18 protein-coding genes and 1 pseudogene are annotated in these 23,041 nt (G+C 40.8%); 6 read left to right on the plus strand and 13 right to left on the minus strand.

Annotation, left to right across the window (positions count from 1 at the left end):
- Positions 1-25: 25 nt before the first annotated feature.
- From lolE to lolC, 3 genes are read right to left on the minus strand one after another with little or no spacing between them, the layout of a single operon-like run.
- On the minus strand, positions 26-1,273 hold the full coding sequence (gene lolE, locus PluTT01m_RS14475; RefSeq protein ID WP_011147032.1) for a lipoprotein-releasing ABC transporter permease subunit LolE: 1,248 nt from the start codon (positions 1,271-1,273) through the stop codon (positions 26-28).
- Positions 1,273-1,977, minus strand: a complete 705-nt coding sequence (gene lolD / locus PluTT01m_RS14480; RefSeq protein ID WP_011147033.1) for a lipoprotein-releasing ABC transporter ATP-binding protein LolD — start codon at positions 1,975-1,977, stop codon at positions 1,273-1,275. Before lolD ends, lolE begins: the two co-directional genes overlap by 1 nt.
- Positions 1,970-3,172: a lipoprotein-releasing ABC transporter permease subunit LolC gene (gene lolC / locus PluTT01m_RS14485; protein ID WP_011147034.1), complete on the minus strand. Its 1,203-nt coding sequence runs from the start codon at positions 3,170-3,172 to the stop codon at positions 1,970-1,972. Before lolC ends, lolD begins: the two co-directional genes overlap by 8 nt.
- Before the next feature lie 197 nt (positions 3,173-3,369).
- Here lolC and mfd point away from each other — a divergent pair, with 197 nt between their 5' ends.
- The 6 genes and pseudogenes from mfd to PluTT01m_RS14520 all read left to right on the plus strand — a co-directional run bounded on the left by mfd (position 3,370) and on the right by PluTT01m_RS14520 (position 13,508).
- Complete coding sequence (gene mfd / locus PluTT01m_RS14490) at positions 3,370-6,816, plus strand: transcription-repair coupling factor (RefSeq protein WP_011147035.1); 3,447 nt, start codon at positions 3,370-3,372, stop codon at positions 6,814-6,816.
- A gap of 718 nt (positions 6,817-7,534) precedes the next feature.
- Entirely contained in the window at positions 7,535-8,512 is a 978-nt protein-coding gene (gene pvcA, locus PluTT01m_RS14495; RefSeq protein WP_011147036.1) for an L-tyrosine isonitrile synthase, read from the plus strand.
- Positions 8,513-8,523: 11 nt separating this feature from the next.
- A complete protein-coding gene (locus tag PluTT01m_RS14500) occupies positions 8,524-9,369 on the plus strand; it encodes a TauD/TfdA family dioxygenase (RefSeq protein WP_011147037.1) in 846 nt (281 codons plus the stop codon).
- A 1,078-nt stretch (positions 9,370-10,447) separates the two neighbouring features.
- Entirely contained in the window at positions 10,448-11,035 is a 588-nt protein-coding gene (locus PluTT01m_RS14510; RefSeq protein ID WP_011147039.1) for a non-canonical purine NTP pyrophosphatase, read from the plus strand.
- A gap of 330 nt (positions 11,036-11,365) precedes the next feature.
- Positions 11,366-11,560 (plus strand): annotated as a pseudogene (locus PluTT01m_RS27125) (IS30 family transposase); the annotation flags it as partial.
- Between the two features lie 271 nt (positions 11,561-11,831).
- Positions 11,832-13,508: a S8 family peptidase gene (locus PluTT01m_RS14520; protein ID WP_011147040.1), complete on the plus strand. Its 1,677-nt coding sequence runs from the start codon at positions 11,832-11,834 to the stop codon at positions 13,506-13,508.
- A gap of 86 nt (positions 13,509-13,594) precedes the next feature.
- Here the strand turns inward: PluTT01m_RS14520 and PluTT01m_RS14525 are convergent, their stop codons facing one another.
- The 10 genes from PluTT01m_RS14525 to pabC all read right to left on the minus strand — a co-directional run bounded on the left by PluTT01m_RS14525 (position 13,595) and on the right by pabC (position 22,953).
- Entirely contained in the window at positions 13,595-14,899 is a 1,305-nt protein-coding gene (locus PluTT01m_RS14525; protein ID WP_011147041.1) for an NAD(P)/FAD-dependent oxidoreductase, read from the minus strand.
- 405 nt (positions 14,900-15,304) lie between these two features.
- Positions 15,305-16,327: a beta-N-acetylhexosaminidase gene (gene nagZ, locus PluTT01m_RS14530; protein ID WP_011147042.1), complete on the minus strand. Its 1,023-nt coding sequence runs from the start codon at positions 16,325-16,327 to the stop codon at positions 15,305-15,307.
- Between the two features lie 122 nt (positions 16,328-16,449).
- The gene (gene thiK, locus PluTT01m_RS14535) at positions 16,450-17,313 is read right to left on the minus strand and encodes a thiamine kinase (RefSeq protein WP_011147043.1); all 864 of its coding nucleotides are present in this window, start codon (positions 17,311-17,313) and stop codon (positions 16,450-16,452) included.
- Positions 17,300-17,869 (minus strand): penicillin-binding protein activator LpoB, encoded by a 570-nt coding sequence (gene lpoB / locus PluTT01m_RS14540; protein ID WP_011147044.1) that lies wholly within the window; start codon positions 17,867-17,869, stop codon positions 17,300-17,302. Before lpoB ends, thiK begins: the two co-directional genes overlap by 14 nt.
- 307 nt (positions 17,870-18,176) lie before the next feature.
- Positions 18,177-18,533 carry a purine nucleoside phosphoramidase gene (gene hinT / locus PluTT01m_RS14545; protein WP_011147045.1) on the minus strand — a complete coding sequence of 119 codons (357 nt, stop codon included), beginning with the start codon at positions 18,531-18,533 and terminating at the stop codon, positions 18,177-18,179.
- Positions 18,534-18,603: 70 nt separating this feature from the next.
- Positions 18,604-19,389: a metal-dependent hydrolase gene (locus PluTT01m_RS14550; protein WP_011147046.1), complete on the minus strand. Its 786-nt coding sequence runs from the start codon at positions 19,387-19,389 to the stop codon at positions 18,604-18,606.
- Between the two features lie 25 nt (positions 19,390-19,414).
- Entirely contained in the window at positions 19,415-20,404 is a 990-nt protein-coding gene (gene holB / locus PluTT01m_RS14555; protein ID WP_011147047.1) for a DNA polymerase III subunit delta', read from the minus strand.
- Positions 20,404-21,042, minus strand: coding sequence for a dTMP kinase (gene tmk, locus PluTT01m_RS14560; protein ID WP_011147048.1), 639 nt, complete (start codon positions 21,040-21,042; stop codon positions 20,404-20,406). Before tmk ends, holB begins: the two co-directional genes overlap by 1 nt.
- Before the next feature lie 5 nt (positions 21,043-21,047).
- Positions 21,048-22,064, minus strand: coding sequence for an endolytic transglycosylase MltG (mltG, locus tag PluTT01m_RS14565; RefSeq protein ID WP_011147049.1), 1,017 nt, complete (start codon positions 22,062-22,064; stop codon positions 21,048-21,050).
- A gap of 64 nt (positions 22,065-22,128) precedes the next feature.
- On the minus strand, positions 22,129-22,953 hold the full coding sequence (gene pabC, locus PluTT01m_RS14570; protein WP_011147050.1) for an aminodeoxychorismate lyase: 825 nt from the start codon (positions 22,951-22,953) through the stop codon (positions 22,129-22,131).
- Between the last annotated feature and the right edge of the window lie 88 nt (positions 22,954-23,041).

Here is a 23,041-nt window from a genome sequence, read left to right on the forward strand (position 1 = left end):
TTAGCTCATGCCAATAATAGATTAATTATTTTCCACTTAAAATTCGTGCCGGATCAAGTCTACTTGCCCGCCTTGCCGGATACCAACTGGCTAATAAACTCAGAATCAGAGCCGTCGCCAGAACATACAGAACATCCATGCCATGCAACTCAGATGGCAGGAAATCAATGAAGTAAACATCACCGGAAAGAAATTGATGCCCGATCAGCTTTTCCAGCCCATGAATAAGCGCTGTCAGATTCAGTGATGCCAACACGCCAGCTACAGCACCAGCAATACTGCCCGTCATCCCCGTCAATAACCCATACCAGAGAAAAACTGCTCTAATTTGCCTATCCTTAGCGCCGAGGGTTCGCAGGATAGCAATATCACTGCTTTTATCTTTTACCGCCATAATCAGGGTAGAAACGATATTAAAACATGCCACGCCAATCACCAGAATCATCGCCAGATACATAATGCTACGTACCATCTGAATATCATGATACATATAGCCATAATTTCTTATCCAACTACTGATATAGACATATTCCTGTGATGCTTCCCCGGCAGACCTTACTCGTTGATCAGCGGCAAATACATCATCAACCTTGATTGCAATGCCAGTGATCCCTTGCCCATAATCTAAATATTGTTGAGCATCGGCCAAAGGGACCAAAGCCAAACTATGATCAAGCAAACCACTCAATTGAAAAATCCCGCTAACTTGTAAACGAATCCGTTTTGGTTGCAACAGTTTCATTTCGGGATCATTGTTCGGGATCATGACAGTCAACCAATCACCCTGCTTAACCTTTAAAGCATTAGCAACTCCCTGCCCCAGAATGACCTGTTGATGACCCGCCTGAAAATTTTGCCAGACATTATCTTGGACAAATTGTGGTAATGAGCTGACCTGAGATTCCGTGGCTAAATCAACCCCTCTCACCTGAACAGCATGCAAGCTGGCACCTTTTTCCATCAATCCAGTGAAAGTAATATAAGGTGAAGCCGCAACCACACCGGTGGTGTTTTTTACCCGTTCCAATGCAGGCTGCCACTGTTCAAAAGGCTGATGAACCGTATAAATTTCACCATGAGGAACAACAGAAAGGATGCGGTTTCTCAATTCTCGTTCAAAACCATTCATGGCACTTAGACCAATGATGAGAACAGCGACACCAAGCATAATCCCTAACGTAGAAATCACCGAAATCAGAGATACCATACCGCCACGGCGACGCCCGCGACTAAATCTCAAGGCAGTGACCAAAGAGAGAGGCAAATTCGCCATTACAACGCTCCCGTCACGGTCAATTCATCCTGTAAATAGCCATCACGCATCTCCACCTGACGATTTAACCTGCCGGCGAGATTCAAATCATGGGTGACAACCAGAAATGCCGTGCCTTGCTGCCGGTTAAGCTCACCCAATAATGCAAAGATGCTATCTGCATTACGTAAATCGAGGTTACCGGTAGGTTCATCCGCTAAAACTAAAGAAGGTTCATTAACCAACGCTCTGGCAATTGCCACACGCTGGCGTTCTCCCCCTGACAATTCTGATGGACGGTGATGAGCACGCTTCTCCAAACCAACAGCCGCCAGCATTTCGAATGCTTTCTTCTGTGCCTGACCGCGATTTTTACCACCAATTAACAGTGGCATAGCGACATTCTCTACCGCATTAAAATCTGGCAACAGATGGTGAAACTGATAAATAAAGCCCAATTCATGATTTCGCAGTTCTGCTCTGGCTCCGGAGGACATTTTATTCAAAGAGTGCCCTTTAAAAAGGACTTCACCAGAAGTCGGTGTATCCAACCCACCAAGCAAATGCAGAAGCGTACTCTTACCTGAACCGGAACTTCCCACAATCGCCATCATTTCACTCTGATTGATAGCAAAAGTGACATTTTTCAGCACTTCGGTCAGTACTTGCCCTTCCTGGTATTTTTTACACAGATTATTACACAACAATAGTGGTTGATTATTCATAACGCAAAGCCTCAGCAGGTTGAATGGCAGCAGCACGCCAGGAAGGATATAACGTAGACAATAGAGCAATCGCCATCGCTGAAATTGCGATTGTAGCAACCTGTAGCGGCTCAATGGCAACAGGCAGCTCAACACCTGAGGTCAATAAGCCAATCAGTGGCATTAAGTTATTAAGCTGACTGGAAAGCAGAACACCAAGCCCAGTTCCCAGTAAAGTGCCGATGATCCCGGCTCCGGCTCCCTGGATCATAAAAATCGCCATAACCTGACGACGTACCAGTCCCTGTGTCTGCAAAATCGCCACTTCTCCCTGTTTTTCCATGACCAGTAAACCAAGCGAAGTGATGATATTGAACGCAGCCACGGCAATAATCAGGCTTAACAATAAGCCCATCATATTTTTTTCCATCCTGACCGCTTGGAAAAACTCACCTTTACGTTCGCGCCAATCTTTCCATAACAACCCTTCCGGCATGGTTTGTAAGCTCAAACTATCTACAGCCAATGGTTCTGAGAGATAGAGACGCCAGCCAGTGATGTGACCTGGTGGATAGCGCATCAGACGAGCTGCATCTTGCTGATTAACCAGAATCTGTGTGCCATCGACTTCGCTATTAGACGCAAAAGTGCCAATAACAGTAAATAGACGCTGACTAGGAATACGCCCCATTGGTGTCAACTGACTTGCACCAGGCACCATCAGGCGAATGCGATCACCGCGTTTTACCCCAAGCTCCCCAGCCAGTTTTTCGCCCAAAATAGCATTGTAGCTACCGGGTTCAAGTTGATGACGATAAGCGCCGGTTAAATATTCAGTCAGCGGCTCATATTCATCAAAAGCGATACCCAGCATCACACCAACACCGACATTCCGGGCGCTTTGCAATACAACATCCCCCATCACCAATGGCGTCATCCTGTCAACCTGCTTGAGAGCCGCAAGTTCACTGGCAGGATGCGCTTTTGGGTCTAGCGAGCCGTTTACCGACGTCACAACCGCCTGTGGCATCAAGCCAAGAATACTGGTTTCCAGTGAACGCTCAAAACCATTCATCACAGACAATACTGTAATTAATGCGGCAACACCGAGAGTAATGCCAATGGTTGACAGCCAGGAAACAAACCGACCAAATTTATCAGCCGCCCGACCACGCATATACCGCAAACCTATAAATAATGAGACAGATTGAAACATGAAATCTGTTACGCCCCTGTTGCCAAAGCAAAGTGTTCGGGGATAATAAAGGGTAGTTATATTTTATGGAACCACCAACATCCAGATTCTGTGGTTTTTTTATTTTCTCTCAACCCGCCAGCGTGTTTACTTGAAGACCATTATGTGTCGAAAGCCTGTTGGGAATGGACTGAATCATAGAGAACACATTGACGCCTATGTCCTCAAAATATCGTTATGAACTTCCCGAACGTCGCGGTGATAACCGTCAATTAGGCCAACTTACTGGTGCCGCTTGCGCGGTAGAGTGTGCTGAAATTATCGAACGCCATCAAGGCCCTGTCGTACTGATAACCAAGGATATGCAAAACGCCTTACGTCTGCATGATGAAATCCATCAGTTTACCGACTGCTCCGTTGATCTCCTTTCCGATTGGGAAACACTGCCGTATGACAGTTTTTCTCCTCATCAGGAGATCATTTCCAACCGTCTGTCTACACTTTACCGTCTGCCGACGATGACCAAAGGTGTTTTAATCCTGCCGATAAATACCTTAATGCAACGGGTTTGCCCTCATGAGTACCTTAACGGGCATGCACTCGTTATGCACAAAGATCAGAGACTCTCACGGGATAAACTCCGTACTGAATTAGAACAGGCTGGCTATCGTAGTGTCGAACAAGTTCTTGAACACGGCGAATTCGCTACTCGTGGCGCACTACTTGATCTTTTCCCTATGGGAAGTGAGCATCCCTATCGTATTGATTTTTTCGATGATGAAATCGACAGCTTACGCATTTTCGATGTTGACAGCCAACGCACGCTGACTGAAGTTAAACAAATCAACCTACTGCCTGCTCATGAATTCCCAACCGATAAAGAGACAATTGAACTGTTTCGCAGCCAGTGGCGGGAACGTTTTGAAGTCCGTCGTGACAATGAGCATATTTATCAGCAAGTCAGTAAAGGCACGTTACCGGCCGGGATAGAATACTGGCAACCGTTGTTTTTTAACCAACCCTTGCCTTCATTGTTTGATTATCTACCCGACAACACTTTGCTTATCAGTCAAGAAATAAACCATTCCGCCGAACGTTTTTGGCAAGACATCCAACAACGCTTTGAGAGCCGTAAAATTGACCCAATGCGCCCTCTCTTACCCCCAGAAGAGCTTTGGCTTCCGGCTGACAATTTATTCTCAGCGCTAAAAAACTGGCCCCGCATTCAACTTAAAACAGAGGAATTGAGCAAAAAAGCGAGTCACGTAAATCTTGATTATCAACTGCTGCCTGATCTCTCCGTTGTTGCGCAAAATAAGGCACCTCTGGATAAGCTTCGCCGATTCCTTGAACAATTCAGTGGCCGCGTTATTTTCTCTGTTGAGAGCGAAGGACGGAAAGAAACGTTACAGGAATTATTGTCACGAATAAAGATTAAACCCATTAAAATCAGCAAATTGCATCAAGCACAACAGCCAGGTCACTTTTTGATGATTGGTGCCGCTGAACATGGTTTTATCGATACAAAGAATGAACTGGCTCTAATCTGTGAAAGCGACATGCTTGGTGAACGTGTTGTCCGCCGCCGTCAAGATACCCGTCGCACGATTAATACCGATACCCTGATCCGTAACCTTGCAGAATTACGCCCCAGTCAGCCAGTGGTCCATTTGGAACATGGCGTTGGTCGTTACCAGGGGCTAACTACGCTGGAAGCAGGTGGTATCAAAGCTGAATATCTGATCTTAAGTTATGCCGGTAACGACAAACTTTATGTTCCGGTCTCTTCCCTGCATTTGATCAGCCGCTACGCAGGGGGTGCTGATGAAAATGCCCCATTACATAAATTGGGCGGAGAGGCATGGAACAAAGCCCGCCAGAAAGCTGCCGAAAAAGTACGCGATGTCGCTGCGGAGTTGCTTGACATTTATGCTCACCGCGCCGTAAAACCAGGATTTGCGTTTAAACATGATTGGGAACAATACCAATTGTTCTGTCAAAGCTTTCCATTTGAAACAACGCCAGATCAGGAACAGGCAATTAACGCAGTTCTGAATGATATGTGTCAGCCAATCGCGATGGATCGCTTAATTTGCGGTGATGTAGGCTTTGGCAAAACCGAAGTTGCAATGCGCTCCGCATTTCTGGCAGTCCATAATGACAAGCAGGTGGCGGTCCTGGTTCCGACAACCCTGTTGGCTCAGCAACATTTTGATAATTTCCGCGACCGTTTTGCTAATTGGCCTGTACGTATTGAGATGATATCCCGTTTCCGCAGCGCCAAGGAACAGCAACAAATCGTTGAAATGGCAGCCGAAGGTAAAGTCGATATTATTATTGGTACGCATAAGTTGCTACAAAGCGACTTGCGCTGGAAAGACCTGGGTTTGTTAATTGTGGATGAAGAGCATCGGTTTGGTGTTCGCCACAAAGAGCAGATCAAAGCCATGCGTGCCGATGTCGATATTCTGACCCTCACCGCAACCCCTATTCCACGAACGCTCAATATGGCAATGAGTAGTATGCGGGATCTCTCAATTATTTCGACCCCGCCCGCTCGCCGTCTGGCAGTCAAAACCTTCGTGCGCGAATATGACAGTTTGCTGGTGCGAGAAGCCATACTGCGTGAAGTTTTGCGCGGTGGTCAAGTCTACTACCTCTATAATGATGTTGAAAATATTGAGAAAGCGAAGCTGCGTCTTGAAGAATTAGTACCAGAAGCACGGATCGCCATTGGTCATGGGCAGATGCGTGAACGGGATTTGGAACGGGTGATGACCGATTTCCATCATCAACGATTTAATGTTCTGATTTGTACCACAATTATTGAGACAGGCATCGATATTCCAAGCGCCAATACCATCATTATTGAACGTGCTGACCATTTTGGCCTGGCCCAACTGCACCAATTGCGGGGGCGTGTCGGACGTTCTCACCATCAGGCTTATGCTTACCTGCTGACACCACATCCGAAAGCAATGACAACCGACGCACACAAACGTCTGGAAGCCATCGCCTCCCTTGAAGATTTAGGGGCGGGTTTTGCACTGGCAACTCACGATCTTGAAATCCGTGGAGCCGGCGAACTCCTAGGTGAAGAACAAAGCGGTCAGATGACAACAATCGGCTTCACTCTCTACATGGAGCTGTTAGAAAGTGCTGTCGATGCACTAAAAGCAGGCCGCAAACCCTCACTTGAAGACTTGACCAATAGTCAAACTGACGTTGAATTGCGGATGCCTATTTTGTTACCTGATGATTATATTCCTGATGTCAATATGCGTTTGTCTTTTTATAAACGTATTGCCAGCGCCAAAGACGCATCAGAATTAGCAGAATTGAAGGTTGAATTGATAGACCGGTTCGGCACATTACCTGATCCGGGGCGTCACTTATTACACTCAGCAGCCATTCGCCTGTTAGCTCAGAAATTAGGTATTAAACGAATAGAAGCCCATGAAAAGGGAGGGTTCATTGAGTTTAGTGAAAAAAATAAAGTTGATCCAACTTATCTGATCGGCCTGTTACAAAAACAACCTGAAATTTATCGGTTGGATGGCCCCGCTAAACTTAAATTCATCATTGATCTGAACGAAAGAACGGCACGCCTGGAATTCATTCAGCAATTACTTGATACTTTTGAACATCATCAGATCTGCTCTTAAGTCATTTTCACTTCCCCTATGATTGATCATCAGTCTGTGGGGAAGTACTGTGATTTAATTCACACTGTACAGCTATCTGTCTCTTCCACGTAAATCTGTCAAAATCAAGACTCATCTTCATCTGCACTATTGAATAATTATGCTGTGATTTATTCATCAATATTTATTCTAAGATAACAAGCATAGCAAACTATGTGACCGGTGTGAGTGAGTGCAGCCAACAAAGAAGCAACTTGAAAGATAACGGGTACAATAGTAATAACAGCCTGTATTATTAATCTGATACAAAAATTTATTTTTTATCTGAATGATATCTCTCCTGTTGTAATAATAATTTTTCATTATACAATAATCATTTCATATAATTAACAACAATATATTCTAGAAAAGAAGAAGATGAATTATCCATCTACATACGCCCATTTATCCTTAATCAGCACTCAATGAAAGTGATCGTACCAGTTTTTTGGTATCTTAATAACCCCGTCAAACTTTGCCTTAATGTAACAATCAATCAAATATATTGATTAACTATATAAATTACATTCAAACATATTGCTTATTACAAAATAGATTATTAGATATTCTTAAATATTATATTATCTTTTAATTGCGTTATCTTACACTTCGTCTATACCAGTTAACTAAATCTCTATTTATCTATTTTTAAGAAATTAAATAATAAATATATTTACAACAAGCACGAGAAACCATAATTATGCAAAGTGTCACCGCTAACAATATTACATCCGAGAATGTTTCCTTGAATAATATTTCTATGCAAATTCTGCGCGAATTGTTGCAATATCGCAGGCACCTTACTGATCCAGTGAAAAATTCAGCTAAAGAAGAAGAGATTATTAAAACTGTACAATTACCCAGAATTGAATACTTTATCAAGAATAAAAAGCCTATCGAATTCATTCTACCGGCATTCCCAACCAAGTCACCAAACATAAATAAAGTACTTGGTACTGCCCCTGATATGGCAGAACGCTTATCTTTGATTTTTCTTAATTCTTTTTGCCAACGTATCCAGCTTTATTATCCTCCTGGTGCTCGCATTATTATTTGTTCTGATGGACATGTTTTCGGTGATCTCATTCATGTCAGTGATGAAGTTATCAGCCAATACCATGAAGATATTAAACAATTACTTCATGAAGTGGGTGCTATCAATTTAAGTACATTTAACCTCAATGACGATAAGGAACTCTGCGAACATAGTGATGATTTTAATTTACAGAGACAGATGTTAGTAAAACATTATGCCCGCTCAGAGGCATCTATCAAAGACGAACTGTTGCAAAATAATAACGGATTACAATTATACCGTGCAGTCACCCGCTTTTTATATGAAGACAGCTTATTACCTGGTTACACCGGATCAAACAATGCCCTACAGAAAGATGCCAAACAAAGAGCTATCGGTGTTATTCAACGAAGTTGGGCATGGGGAAGTTTATTAGATACTCATTTCCCAAAAGCCATACGTCTGTCTATTCATCCTCAACCAGCAGACAGTATTAAATTTGGTATTCATATGATGCCAACCCGGGATGATTGGTTAACCCCTTGGCATGGTGTCGCAGCCAATGTAAATGGGCAATTTATACTTATGAAACACAAAGAAGTTCAGATGATGGGCGGAAAATTAGTAAATATTCATGGAAAACCCAGTCACTATGTAATTTGAAGGAAAATAGCATGACAGAATTAAATAGCTTTCAGACAGAAGAAATAACCCCTTTTGGTTTAAAAATTACGCCTCAATATTCCGATCAACATATTGATACATTACCAGTGGAACAACTGAAAGAACTGGCAAGAAAACACCATCTGCTTATATTACGTGGTTTTAAATCTGATTTATCTGATCACGAAAAATATGAAAAATATGCCCGTAATTGGGGAGAAATAATGATGTGGCCGTTTGGTGCTATTTTAGATGTTCGTGAACACCAAGATGCTACCGATCACGTTTTTGATAATAGCTATATGCCGTTGCACTGGGATGGCATGTACAAACCAACAATTCCCGAATTTATTATGTTCCATTGCGCCCACGCACCTGAAAGCGATCAAGGGGGCAGGACAACCTTTGTCAATACTCGCCGTGTTGTTGCTAATGCTACTCAACAGCAATTAGAACAGTGGAAGAATATATCGATTACTTATCGCATTAATAAAGTCACTCATTATGGCGGGGAAGTTCACTCTCCTTTAGTGGAAGAACATCCGGACAGAAATGGATTCGTTATCAGATATAACGAACCGGCAGTAGATGGAGAAAAATTCCTAAATAAACATGCTATTGAATATCATAATATCAACCCCGATCAAGTAGCAGAATTTCAACAAGATTTTATCAATATATTATATGATAAGCGCCATTTATATGCTCATGCATGGAAAAAAAGTGATCTGGTGATTGTGGATAATTTCTCTCTGCTACATGGCCGTGAAGGATTTACTTCCAAATCAGAACGGCATTTACAGAGAATCCATATTCAATCTAATCCAGCATTTAATAATCAGGCGTTAAGATCATAGTATTATTATATAACCGAAGGACTAGAAAGATGATTATTTTGACTCCCATTATCATATATTGGGAGTCAAACGATCCATCCCTATGAAAAATTGTATTTATTAGTCGAATCCTTCCCAATAATTTATTATCCCGATAAATACCCCTATTTTTAATAGCCTTATTTACATCTCCAAGTAAAAAAAGAAACATTTCATCTATAAAAATCCGACACAACCATCTGATAATAAAGAAATAGTTATATTCATAAAAATATAACCAATATCCATATAATGTTTTTAATAAAGAAAAATTTTACTCAACCATTCTTTGAACCATCACATTTTACATAGCTTGAGCCAGCCCTACAGGTCACATTCCAAAGTATTGTGCCTACTGACCAGAATTGGCCGTTAATACGCCAGCCCAGTGCACAAAAACGATATCATTGAGATCAACACTGCTATTAGCAAAATATTGAATACCGGTGTTGGCTCCCACACTAATTAATTAGTTCCTTTTCAAACAATGTCTTATTTTCCTGAAAAGAAAATAAAACATTAGGAATGTCATTTTTATTCAACGGATTCTTTACATCACTGGTACTTCTATTCCAGTGATACTTCCCATTAGTTTCTTCGAACCGATGAATATTACCTTTTTCACCCTTAGAGAACCTAACTTCTTTATTATCATAATTTTTGGAGCTTGGAATTGAGTTTTCAAAAAATTTCAATGAGTCTTTTGGTTCTATTCTGGGTTCGCTTGGAAAACGGAAAATACCCCACATTAAGCTTGTTTTTTATACAAACTGATATTATCTAATATGATTACCGATTTTATCCATTTCCTTCCATTCCATCAGGGTGAGTCTCAAACCTGAAACCTCCCAGATAATTAAGCCTATTCTAATACGTTATTTTATAAATTCGAATTGGCAACAATTCGCGTACTGGCTTGACCTTTTAAGTGCACTATAATATGCTGAAAAGGAATAAACTGAGAAACTTAACTGCCTGCGAGTGAGCGCTTATTGTCGCTCTCTGTTGGATTAAATGGTTTTCATGCCAAACATAAAATAGATGAAATTGTGACTTGATTATGAACCTTTATTTTTACACGTCTAACTCAAAGAAATACACTTATGCCGAATCTATTTTTTCCAGTCATGCTGACATAAACTTGGTTCATAAAAGCTTCGACTTTAAAGAGTTACAAACTAATGATCCTCAAGAAAACCTACTATTTAAATTAAATCAGGTTCCACACGTCCCTTCTTCCTATGTTTTTATTGAGGACAGCACCTTCCATATAAATGCTCTTAATGGTTTCCCCTCGCTGTATACTAAATACATTTTATCTTCATTAGGCGTTCAGGGAATTATTAACCTATTAGCAGAAAAAGGTAACCGTGAGTGTTATTTCATCAATCACTTGGCGCTCAGAACAGAAAATAATAAGGTAGTCTTTTTTTCAGGCACTACAAGAGGGTTATCTATTTCTCTCTCTCCTTTAGAGCGCAGTAATGAGACAAGCTGGTCTGATCTTTGGCAAATATTAAAAGTAACAGATGGTGGGCAGTTCTACAGTCAATTAATTGAAGGAGATAAGCACCTTTTCAACCAACAGAATAACAATACTGATGCTTTTCAACTACTCAGGGATCACCTTACTGAGATAGAGTTATAAAACTAGTTTATTCACGTTACATTAGGTGTTTTTTAATTTTATCAATACATGAACGACTATCGTTCACAATAACGATCTTAGATACAAACTCTGGATGAATGTCAAAGAAGTTATCTAAACGATTATCGAACTGTTTAGCTCATGAATCCTAAGGAGACAAAGATCTCTAGTGCGGATTTATCTATGCCAGCCTTGCTTTTTACCTGCCACTCGATCTACCAAAAGATCACTTAATCTAAATTCTTCATAATTATATGGGATAAATAGCATGATTTGTTGGCGTCATTCTCTGTAATTGGAAAGTTTCTTTAAAGACTTTACTCACCTTGAGAAAAAGGGATCAATGAAAATATCAATGGGTTAATCAAGCAGTGCTTTCCAAAGGAAACCAATTTTAATGAAGTCCCTGCGCAGGAAATAGATTTTTGGGTAAACCGATTAAGTAATCGCCCTTGAAAAACTTGGGGTGGTAAAATATTCAATGAATTATTTAAAGGAATACGAATATGTTTACTTACAGAGTAACGATGTTGCGCTTGATTATGCGAATATATCCCACTCTATTACTAAGGTCATTCAAACTTACCCACCTTAATAAAAACCCACTTTTTATTTTAAGAAAAATAACTTCCTCACCAAAGCGATTATAAATTAATTTATAAATCACATTCAGTAATAATCAGTATAAATAATCCAGTAACTCTCTAACAGAACAATGGACTGAGAAATAATAATAATATGAGATACCAAATTATAGTTATACTCAAGAGGTAATTAACCAAAGAGGAGAATGACAATGTCCATATCCCTTGAGTATTTTCAATCTGCAAAATTTGACGGTAATTTATATCTTAAATGTCACGGTGAAATTAGTAACGATACAGAAATAAAATACACCGTAACCAATTCAAAAACAAAAGAGATATATGAATGTTATAGTGAAGATAATCAACTCGTCTGTTTGACTTCACTTAAACCCGCAAATTATAAAATAGAAGCAACCATTAAAAAAGACGGTAAAATAATTGCTACGCTTACACCAGAAGATATAGAAATAAAAGAATCAGACTTTCTGTTTGATATCGATAAAAAAATCGATGAGATAGATAAAGACAAAACTGATAATATCAACATTAACCATATACCATCGAAACAGATACCTTCCAAAGGAAATACTGTTTCTTTAAAAGGAAACAATGATATCCCAAATAAGAATTTGAAATATAACCTTGAGATTATGTTTTCCCCTGATGGATTAAAAAAATTTGAAATAGAAAAAGATAATTTATTACCTGCTTTTAATTCATCTCAACATTCAATAGAGATAAAACCTGTTTTTAATCAAGAAGATTTAGATAAGAAAACCTGGAAAACACCAGAATTCAGTAAATTAATTCATCTTTACAAGATAGATGCTGATATTAATCATGCTGATTTAGTCAAGTTAGCCAATGAACTGGAGAAACTGGATTATGTCGAATTTTGCTCTCTTATGCCGATTTTGAAAGAGCTGCCGCCGCCACCTTTGCTTCTATCCGAAGAGGAAACGATAATTCCTGAATTTGATACTACTCATATCGTTACACCTGATTTTTCACATCTACAAGGATATTTAGACGAACACAGCGGTATGAATATTAGAAAAGCCTGGGATGAAGGTTATAAAGGCAAAGGTGTCACTGTACACCATCTTGATTTTGGTGTTTATAGAAACCATGAAGATTTAGTTGGTAATATTACGGTTATCAACAGCCGCCCAGAAACACAAGATTGTAATCACGGCACAGCCGCCACCGGCTGTATTGCTGCAAAAGATAATACATTCGGTGTGACAGGTATTGCTCACGAATGTCAATTCCGTTTTTATGACGTCGATGACTTTGATAGAATAATATATAGCTTTTTACCGGGAGATATTATTAGTTTAAATATTCAAACTGTAGCCAATAATAGATATTATCCTTTTACCTATCTCAAATCTAATTGGCAAAGAATAAAAAGTTGTGCTGATGCAGGGGCAATAATTATTTTCGCTTCTGGTAATAGTGGTATTAATTTAGCCTATGACTTCACTTTCCCTAATTATGGCGATCCTGGCGGTATTATGATTGGTGCCTGTACATCAATTAATGGACACAGGTTAGGTTTTTCCAATCATAATCTTCACACCAGTTTAAATTCCTGGGGTGAGAATGTCACAACGACTGGATATACAAACTTACAGTACCTACCAGGAAATAAGAGAAATTATACGCGCAGTTATAATGGAACATCCAGTGCGACACCTTTAGTCTCAGGTGCATTAGCGCTTATTCAGTCCTATATAAAATTAAAATATCATAAATATCTTAATTGCACTCAAATAGCAACACTGGTTAGAAGTAGTGGTTTTACAATAGGTGAACTACAAGGAGTCGGCACGCGACCAAATGTCGCAAATGCTTTCAAATTAGTTGATCGCCTGTTTTCTTAATTAAGGTAAATGATTTCAGATTAAAGTAGTGATGCTTTATCAGGGCCACCTGTTATTCTACGGGTGGCCTTATATCAATTAAATCATTAATGTAGTTTCAATCGCGGACGGATAACACGGTTAATTCCGCCAACAAGCATCATCAAGCCAGTTTTAATATAACCATGTAAAGCCACCTGATGCATACGATATAAAGAGATATAAACCGCACGGGCTATACGCCCTTCGATCATCATTGAACCACGCATCAAATTGCCCATCAAACTACCCACCGTACTAAATTTAGACAATGATACCAATGAGCCATGATCTTTGTAGGTATACTCTTTTAACGGTTTATCATGCAACAAGGCAATAATATTACTGTAACAGCGGCTAGCCATTTGATGAGCCGCCTGTGCCCTTGGTGGAACAAAACCCCCCTCCTTCTTCGAGCATGATGCACAATCACCAATGGCAAAAATATGATCATCAAGTGTCGTTTGCAGAGTTGGCTTTACCACTAGCTGATTAATCCGGTTAGTTTCAAGACCGGCAATATCTTTCATAAAATCAGGTGCTTTAATACCGGCAGCCCATACCATGAGATCAGCTTTAATCAGCTCACCTTCTTTAGTATTCAACCCATGTTCATCAGCGCTGGTCACCATAGTTTTGGTTAATACATGAACGCCAAGTTTTGTGAGTTCCTGATGTGCCGCAGCAGAAATACGTGCCGGCAATGCAGGCAAAATTCGCTCCCCTGCTTCGACTAACGTCACGTTCAACGCTTCTGAATTCAGCCCTTCAAAACCATAACTGTTAAGCTGTTTTACCGCATTGTGCAATTCCGCTGATAACTCAACACCTGTCGCTCCACCGCCAACGATAGCAATATTAACCTTATCTTGCTGACCACAGTTTGCAGAATATTTAAGAAATAGATTCAACATTTCATTATGGAAACGGTGAGCCTGTTGTGGGTTATCCAGGAAGATACAGTGCTCTTTCACACCTTGTGTATTAAAATCATTAGATGTACTTCCCAAGGCCATAACGAGAATGTCATAGCTCAATTCACGTTCAGGAACCAATACTTCGTTATATTCATCCCTGATCTCATTCAAAGTAATTTTTTTGCTATCACGGTGAATATCAGTCAATGCCCCTAATTGGAAACTGAAATAGTGGTTACGGGCATGAGCCAGATAACTCAACGCATCAACTCCATCGTCAAGGGAGCCTGTTGCCACTTCATGTAATAACGGCTTCCATAAATGACTTTGGTTACGATCCACCAGCACAATTTCTGCTTTCTTTTTACGACCTAACTTATGCCCCAGACTGGTTGCCAGTTCCAAACCACCGGCACCTCCACCAATGATAACAATTCTCTTCTTTGGTGTTGTCATGACTACCCCACTAAAATGTAAACCAAATGTTATTTAAGGGCAGTAAAATAATACCTTTAAATAACATTTAGTTTTATACAAATAACCGATGTGATAATTACAGAATATCATGACTGGTTAGTGGGTCATACCAAAATTGAACAACATCAAATTCTTTTGAATAAATAAACATCAATCACAAAATTTGTCAATTTATTTTCAGTTGGTTGGATTCAGCTCTGATTTATTTCATTTTCTTATTTACATAGAAAATAAAATATGCCTCAAAAAAGAGGCATTAAAGAGCCTGATATCAAAGAAATTTCAGGAATGTGACCATGCTATGTATACAAAAAAGCGGGATATTTTCCCGCACAATTAACGCTAAAGGTCATCTATTTGGCAGTAACACAAACACTTTACAAATTACCGTGCGCAATCCTGCCATTGTTCATACAAAGCCGTTAGTGCTTTATTAGCCTGCTGCCAACGTTCTGAATTCTTTAACTCATTCAGACTGTATTGACCACCTCGATGGTACAATTCTGATAATTTTTCCACTTTGGTCAACGGCAGATTATCAAGCGCGCTAACCGCGCCATCACGGTTATTACATATCAAAATCATGTCACAACCTGCATTGAGTGCAGTCTGCCCGCGTTCAACGTAACTTCCCATCATCGCGGCTCCCTCCATAGAGAGATCATCGGAAAATATCACGCCATTAAAGCCCAATTGCTGACGCAACACTGATTTTAACCAGTATGACGATCCGCTGGCGGGATGCTTATCTACCTGAGGATAGATCACATGAGCCGGCATAATCGCATCCAATAAATTACGCTGGATAAAATCACGGAAAATAGACATATCATGATGACAAATAACTTCCAACGGGCGATCGTCACAGGGAGTTTCTTTATGAGAATCAGCATTAACAGCACCATGCCCCGGAAAATGTTTACCTGTCGATTTCATTCCGGCAGAATGCATGCCTTTGATAAAATGCTCTGCCATCATCTTGGCTTGTTCAGGGTCTTCATGGAATGAACGCTCACCAATAGCCGCACACTGGTGACCTAAATCCAAAACCGGCGCAAAGCTGATATCGATATCCATAGCAATCATTTCAGACGCCATCAACCAGCCCGCCTCTTCCGCCAATTGAGTACCATTGAGATTGTCACTCAATCCAGCAAAAGATTGGGCCGCCGGTAAGCAAGTGAAACCTTCGCGGAAACGCTGAACTCTGCCCCCTTCTTGATCAACAGCAATCACAAGACGATGACGAGAAGCCTTACGAATCTGACGGACTAATTCTCTTAATTGCTCAACATCATAGAAATTGCGGGTAAACAGAATTAATCCGCCCACTAATGGATGTTGCAAAATTTCCTTTTCTTCATTATCCAATTCATAACCAACAACATCTAACATAACCGGACCCATAACATTCCTCGCTTATACCCGTTATCTTTCAAGTTGCCTCTTTGTTGGCTGCGCTCCCTTGCCGTCGCGATCCATTTTGAAATCCATTGGGTATATATTCATATTACTGCAATCAATGCAGCTTAAAACGTTAGACCAAAAGAGAGACGTAACGGTTGCGCTAATTCTAAAAATTGTGGATCACCACTCTGTTTCCAACGCACTTCAAACCACATTAAAATCATGTAATCAACCCAAGGTAGCCAACGTTTAATTTGGCGTTCTAATAGTGTCCGGTTTGAATATCCTGATGACTGGCTACAATAGTAATTCAAAAAATCCTGCTGCTGCGGCTCATCCCAATGATTAGTGCGAAACAGTGCCGCTAACGCAAATCCAATATCAGTATCAGTTGCATATTCCCAATCAATAAGTTTCAGCCCTTGAGAGGTATTAAGCAAATTACCGTAATGCACATCCATATGAGCGGGTGATAATTTTAGTATTGAAGGCATCGGAGACGACATAAAACGTTTATGCAGCCGCAACCAACAGGGAGTAAGACGCGCTTTATCAATTTGCAACCAATGGCTTTCTAGCTGATGCCTCAATTGAAGCCGGTAACCAAACAGAGGCTGGTGATGCAAAATAGCCAATAATGCCGCCAGTTTTTGCAACAAATCAGGCTGAGAAAACTCATTTTGCCCAATAATATGGCCGGGCAGCCATTCCAACAACAGCCAGTGAGGAACCATTGCTATGACTTGCGGAGCAATTTTTACCTGGCTGAGATGGCGCAGAATGGCATTTTCACGCTGACGATTAACGCCAAGCTGTTTCCCCTGCTGCCCCTGCCTGCGGCCAACAATATGATATTCACCATTGGTGGCATAATAACTCTCATTCGTCAGCCCACTTAACGGTCTTATCTTCCAATCATTTACTGCGGTATGCGGCCATTGTTTGCACAATGCCCGCAATAAACAATTATGATTATTTAACGTCACCGTGCCCCGACCAAAGAATCTCGCCCGTCTTTACCAGCATCAATTGCATGACGATATCACGCTTATCGCTATTACCTGAAACTATGGAATAGAGAACATATTCCGCATTCAAATAACGAGCCAGACCAATCGCTTTACTGCGCAATCCCAAACTATCTTCTTCAGATAAGCCCAGAGATTGACGGGCATTTTGCACCTGATTTTGGGGTATTAATTCAAAAACATGCTCGCTACTGATAGCTTGACGCAAAGCATCGGTTGCTTGCATGGTTTGTAATGCGCCGTTAGTATTGTTTTTCACTGTATCAACTAATAGTAACTTCGCGTTTTCCAACCCATGAGCCTTAACGAGTTGCTCTACTAATGGTTGCACGGTACTTTCCCAGTCAATCGCACTCATTTTAGGAGGCTCTGGTACCTTTTCAGATGGTGGTGTCGGTTTTTCCGATGGGGTCACTGGTACAACCGGAGTCGGAGGTTCAGGCTGCTCCGGTGGCAAGGATGGACATCCCGCCAAAAACATAACCGATAGTGCTACAAAAAGAATTCTTCTCATCAACCTATTCCAATTACAGAGTTTTAAAAAACAGATAAGTTTTTGCTGTGACACCAGCAACATATTATCGGTTCAACTCCAATGATAAATTTGCAGCATTTATACCCGTTATCTTTCAAGTTGCCTCTTTGTTGGCTGCACTCCCTCACCCCGGTCACATCGTTATCTATGCTCCCAGGGATTCGCTCCCTTGCCGTCGCGATGTATCTTGAAATCCATAGGGTATATTACAAAATCGAGATATTCGGAGCCAGTTTAGAATAAACATCCCCCCGAATATCTGCCGATGTCCATGAATTTCAGTACTTCATATTGACTTCATCAACAATGGCCCTAAATAGCGACCACCAACCAAATGCATATGAATATGATAAACCTCCTGCCCCGCATGGCGATTACAGTTCATAATCAAACGATATCCATCTTCAGCAATGCCTTCTTGTTCAGCAATTTTTGCTGCAACCGTCATCATCCGACCTAATGCTGCTTCATGCTCCGGTTTAACATCGTTCATGGTTGGGATCAGAACATTAGGAATAATCAAAATATGAGTCGGGGCCTGTGGAGAAATATCGCGGAATGCAGTGACTAGATCGTCCTGGTAAACAATATCAGAAGGTATTTCACGGCGAATAATTTTACTGAAAATAGTTTCTTCTATCATCACATTTTCCTTTTATTCAAAAAACAACAGATATATGAGCGCTTACAAACCAAAGATTCAAGTTGATAAATCAAATTTTGTCTACATCAACATGAAATAAATCGCAAAAATTCTGTGTGGTCACTTCTGCCAATGCCTCAATACTCACTCCCTTAAGTACAGCCATATATTCCGCAACATCACGCACATAGGCAGGCTGGTTTTCTTTACCACGATGAGGCACAGGTGCAAGATAAGGAGAATCGGTTTCAATCAGAATACGATCCAACGGTACATATCTTGCCGCTTCACGAATCTGCTCCGCATTACGGAAAGTAACAATACCAGAGAATGAAATATAGAAGCCTAAATCCAGTAATTCTCTAGCGGTATCTTTATCTTCGGTAAAACAGTGCAAAACACCACCACATTCTCGTGCCTGTTCTTCTCGTAATACCCTCAAAGTATCATCACGAGCACTACGGGTATGAACGATAACAGGCTTGTTGAGTTTGCACCCGATACGGATATGTTCACGAAATGAGGTTCGCTGTAATTCAGCATTATCCTGTTGATAATAGTAATCCAGCCCAGTTTCACCTAGTGCAACAACTTCATTCCCGGAAGCTAAACGCGCCAACTCATCAAAATTATAACCTTCATCCAAGTTAAGTGGATGAATACCACAGGAAAATACGATATTTTCCCGTTCACCAATTAAGGTTTTCATTTGCTGGAAACCAGGTAGCGTCGTTGCTACTGCCAGCATAAATTTAACCTCCCGATCTGCCGCTTTTGCAACAACATCATCTACATTTTTATGTAGGTTTTCATAATCGAGACAATCGAGATGACAATGCGAATCAACTAACAACATATTTAAACTCGTATACAAAAAGATTTCAGGGTGATGAAGTAAACTGTTTTTCCCAATTGAGCAACTGTTCTACCAGTAACAATTCCCAATTTACGCCCACGACTGAAAGCAACTGATGACGACAAGACATCCAGTCATCAACGCCTTGAAGTAAAACAGCCAGGGTATGCATGGAACTCAATTGATAAATCAGCGTTTGTTGATCCTGATTGATACAATAACGCTGTAACTGCTGTTGCCACTTCACCGCATCAAATAACAAACTGATAAGCCAATGAAGGCGTTGTGGCGCATTTTCATGATTCAGTTGGGGTAAAAGTGACAAAGCATCATGTTTATCCAAAGCCTGTTTAACAGCCTGGCAAAACTGCTCCCGTATCTGCCATTGCTCCGGTTGCAACAATTGTTCTGCTGCTACAGGCGCTCCCTGAGACAGTTTCAACGCGGTCATTGCATCGACCGAAGAAATTAAAGGCAACTGTTTTTGCAACCAGTAAAGGCTACTTTCCGTCTTAGGTACCGGCAGAAAATAGTAAAAACAGCGGCTGCGTAAAGTAGCCAAAAGACTGGACGGCTGCCGACATTCCAAAAGAAAATAGGTATGTTTCGGTGGCTCTTCCAACGTTTTTAATAATGCATTGGCAGCAGCATCGGTCAGACATTCGGTCAAAGGTAACCAAACAATTTTTACCCCACCTTGCTGAGAACGGCTATAGAGCTTTTCCGTAATTTGCCGTACCGCTTCCACACCAACACTGGTTTTGCCCTTCTCCGGCGACATAATATGCCAATCAGGATGAGTTCCTGCCATCATCAGGTGACAACTATGACACTTCCCACAACTTTTCATCCCCTGTCTATTCCGACACATTAACCATCGGCTTAATCCATAGATCAACACATCGGCCCCAGTACCTGCATTAGCATGAACCAATAAAGCATGATGGCCTCGCCCTTGCTGATGAGATTCCACCAACTGACGATATGCCTGATTAAGCCAAGGATACCAATTCATTAGCCATTTTCCTGCTGCTTTAGCCATTGCTCAAGTACCTGATAAATATCTGCTTGTACTTGCTCTATTGGTTGAGCTGCATCAACGGTCACAATACTCTTATCTTGTGCTGCAAACTCCAGGTAACGGCTGCGCGTACGATCAAAAAAATCCATCGATTCTTTTTCAATTCGGTCTAACTCTCCACGTTCACGGGCACGCAGTAAACCAATTTGAGGAGGAAGATCGAGATAAATAGTCAGGTCAGGACGAAAATCACCCAGCACAGTATCACGTAGTGAAGTCATCAAGTTTTTATCAATACCACGTCCCCCTCCTTGATATGCCTGGGAAGAGAGGTCATGACGATCACCCACAACCCATGTACCGCGGGCCAAAGCAGGTTTAATCACATTTTCGACTAATTGAACTCTGGCTGCATATAACATTAACACCTCTGCTTTATCCGTCAGAGGTTCACCTTCAACACCTTGTTTAATTAACCCACGTAATTTTTCTGCCAGAGGTGTTCCACCCGGTTCACGGGTAAAAATTAAATTCTGAATACCGTGCTGCTGCAACATTTCAACAATTGTTTTCATTGCTGACGTTTTTCCTGCACCTTCCAGCCCTTCAATAACAATAAATTTGCTGTTCATTTGTCCTATTTTAACCTCTGACGGTAAATATTTACCGCCTTGTTATGCGCAGCCAGATTGGTCGTAAAAGTATGACCACCTTTGCCATTCGCCACAAAATAGAGAAATTCGGTTTTTGCCGGGTGTGCAGCCGCTTTTATAGAAGCAAGGCCAGGCATTGCAATCGGTGTAGGTGGCAGACCATTAATCATATAAGTATTGTAGGGCGTCAATGTTGTTAAATCTTTACGAAAAATAGTGCCTGTATATTTTTCACCTAAACCATAAATCACTGTCGGATCAGTTTGAAGTCGCATATTCAACCGTAAACGATTAATAAATACAGAAGCAACTTTTGTCCGCTCAGCCTCAACACCAGTTTCTTTTTCAATAATCGACGCCATAATCAACATTTCATAAGCATTCTTATAGGGCAGATTTTTGTCGCGACCTTCCCATTCCTCTTCCAGCGTCATTTTCATCTGTCGATATGCTCGTTTCAGCAATGCTACATCGCTTGTGCCTGCCGTATAGTGATAGGTATCAGGATAAAGCCACCCTTCCAGAGTATCTGTATCTTTAATATCGAGTATTTCAGCCAATTCCTGAGCATCTTTATTATCCAATTCATGTTTAAGATATTCAGATTGCTGTAGTATTCTCCACCAATCAGATAAACGGCTACCTTCAACAAAACGGACCGTAAATTGCGCTTCTTTACCACTAGAGAATAATTGCAACATTTCCCGTAAAGTCATTTCTCGTGTTAATTGGTAAGTTCCCGCTTTGAACTCGGCAAGTTTTGGCTCCAATCTTAATAACCAAGGGAAAATATGACTATCTTCAATCAGGTTATCCCGAACCAGTAACGCTTCCAAACCATGACGACCAATACCTGTTGGCAGGGTAAATATTCGATTCTGTTTAATTGTTAATGTTTGATCCGCAAATTTTTCAACTTTTTCATAGCCAGCATAGAGTAATATTGCTGCCGTAATGACAATCAAAGCCAATAGGGCAAAAAGGCGTTTTTTCCATTTCATCAATTAATCTAATCACTTAAACACAGTTCACTGAAACACACGGTTCACTTAAATGCATCGTGAATTACAACTTCAAACATTCAGGAAGCAAATATTCATACAGTTCCCTTGACTGATATTGCCATCTGGGCTGATTTTCATGAGCTTGAATTTCTTTGACAGCTATCACCGGCATTAAAGAATTACAAACTATCACTTCATCTGCATCAGCCAATGTTTCGGGATAACAGCTTACACAAGAAAAGTGATAATCGCTTTCCGATAATAACGCGATTATTCTTTCCCGCATCACACCTTCGACACCACAACCTCGTAAATCAGGAGTATACACACCTTTTCCTTTACGCCAGAAAATGTTTGCAGTACAGCATTCAACCAGCAAGCCATCAGTATCAAGTACCAGAGCTTCATCAGCATTCGATTTTTCGATAAATGTTTTAATCAATATCTGTTCTAATCGGTTAAGGTGTTTAATTCCAGCAAGATAGGGGTTTATTCCCATCGCTACCGGACTGAGCACCATAGATAAACCTTTCTGACGCTGTTTCAAATATTTGTCGGGATAAGGACTCAGAGACAAGATCTGATTAGGTTGCGTAAACCCCTGAGCACTATAGCCACGTCCTCCGGTTCCACGGGAAATAATAACTTTAAGTACACCTTGTTCAGTCGTGGAAGCAATCTGTCTTATATGGCTTTCAAGCCGTTGCCAATCGGGTTGTGGAAGATATAACCTTTCAACGCCTTTTTGTAATCTTTGGATATGCAGCGACAACAAAGCAACCTGCCCCTGTTCTATTTTTGCTGTTGTGAAGCAACCATCACCAAATTGAACTGAACGATCATTGGCAGGTAAATAGTCGCACCGCTCCCCATTAATCCAATACATATAATTTTGTTCTTAATTACTCAAAAAAGGCATTTCAATGCAATTTATCAACAAGCGGTATCATAGTATATCGCTGATACGAGTGCAA

The sequence above is a fragment of the Photorhabdus laumondii subsp. laumondii genome, from assembly GCF_003343245.1.
GTDB classification, from domain to species: Bacteria; Pseudomonadota; Gammaproteobacteria; order Enterobacterales; family Enterobacteriaceae; genus Photorhabdus; species Photorhabdus laumondii.

Excerpts from the sequence above, each read along its gene's own strand:
- lolE (WP_011147032.1), bottom strand. The coding sequence starts at position 1,273 with ATGGCGAATTTGCCTCTCTCTTTGGTCACTGCCTTGAGATTTAGTCGC.
- lolD (WP_011147033.1), bottom strand. The coding sequence starts at position 1,977 with ATGAATAATCAACCACTATTGTTGTGTAATAATCTGTGTAAAAAATAC.
- lolC (WP_011147034.1), bottom strand. The coding sequence starts at position 3,172 with ATGTTTCAATCTGTCTCATTATTTATAGGTTTGCGGTATATGCGTGGT.
- mfd (WP_011147035.1), top strand. The coding sequence starts at position 3,370 with ATGTCCTCAAAATATCGTTATGAACTTCCCGAACGTCGCGGTGATAAC.
- pvcA (WP_011147036.1), top strand. The coding sequence starts at position 7,535 with ATGCAAAGTGTCACCGCTAACAATATTACATCCGAGAATGTTTCCTTG.
- PluTT01m_RS14500 (WP_011147037.1), top strand. The coding sequence starts at position 8,524 with ATGACAGAATTAAATAGCTTTCAGACAGAAGAAATAACCCCTTTTGGT.
- PluTT01m_RS14510 (WP_011147039.1), top strand. The coding sequence starts at position 10,448 with ATGAACCTTTATTTTTACACGTCTAACTCAAAGAAATACACTTATGCC.
- PluTT01m_RS14520 (WP_011147040.1), top strand. The coding sequence starts at position 11,832 with ATGTCCATATCCCTTGAGTATTTTCAATCTGCAAAATTTGACGGTAAT.
- PluTT01m_RS14525 (WP_011147041.1), bottom strand. The coding sequence starts at position 14,899 with ATGACAACACCAAAGAAGAGAATTGTTATCATTGGTGGAGGTGCCGGT.
- nagZ (WP_011147042.1), bottom strand. The coding sequence starts at position 16,327 with ATGGGTCCGGTTATGTTAGATGTTGTTGGTTATGAATTGGATAATGAA.
- lpoB (WP_011147044.1), bottom strand. The coding sequence starts at position 17,869 with ATGAGAAGAATTCTTTTTGTAGCACTATCGGTTATGTTTTTGGCGGGA.
- hinT (WP_011147045.1), bottom strand. The coding sequence starts at position 18,533 with ATGATAGAAGAAACTATTTTCAGTAAAATTATTCGCCGTGAAATACCT.
- PluTT01m_RS14550 (WP_011147046.1), bottom strand. The coding sequence starts at position 19,389 with ATGTTGTTAGTTGATTCGCATTGTCATCTCGATTGTCTCGATTATGAA.
- holB (WP_011147047.1), bottom strand. The coding sequence starts at position 20,404 with ATGAATTGGTATCCTTGGCTTAATCAGGCATATCGTCAGTTGGTGGAA.
- tmk (WP_011147048.1), bottom strand. The coding sequence starts at position 21,042 with ATGAACAGCAAATTTATTGTTATTGAAGGGCTGGAAGGTGCAGGAAAA.
- mltG (WP_011147049.1), bottom strand. The coding sequence starts at position 22,064 with ATGAAATGGAAAAAACGCCTTTTTGCCCTATTGGCTTTGATTGTCATT.
- pabC (WP_011147050.1), bottom strand. The coding sequence starts at position 22,953 with ATGTATTGGATTAATGGGGAGCGGTGCGACTATTTACCTGCCAATGAT.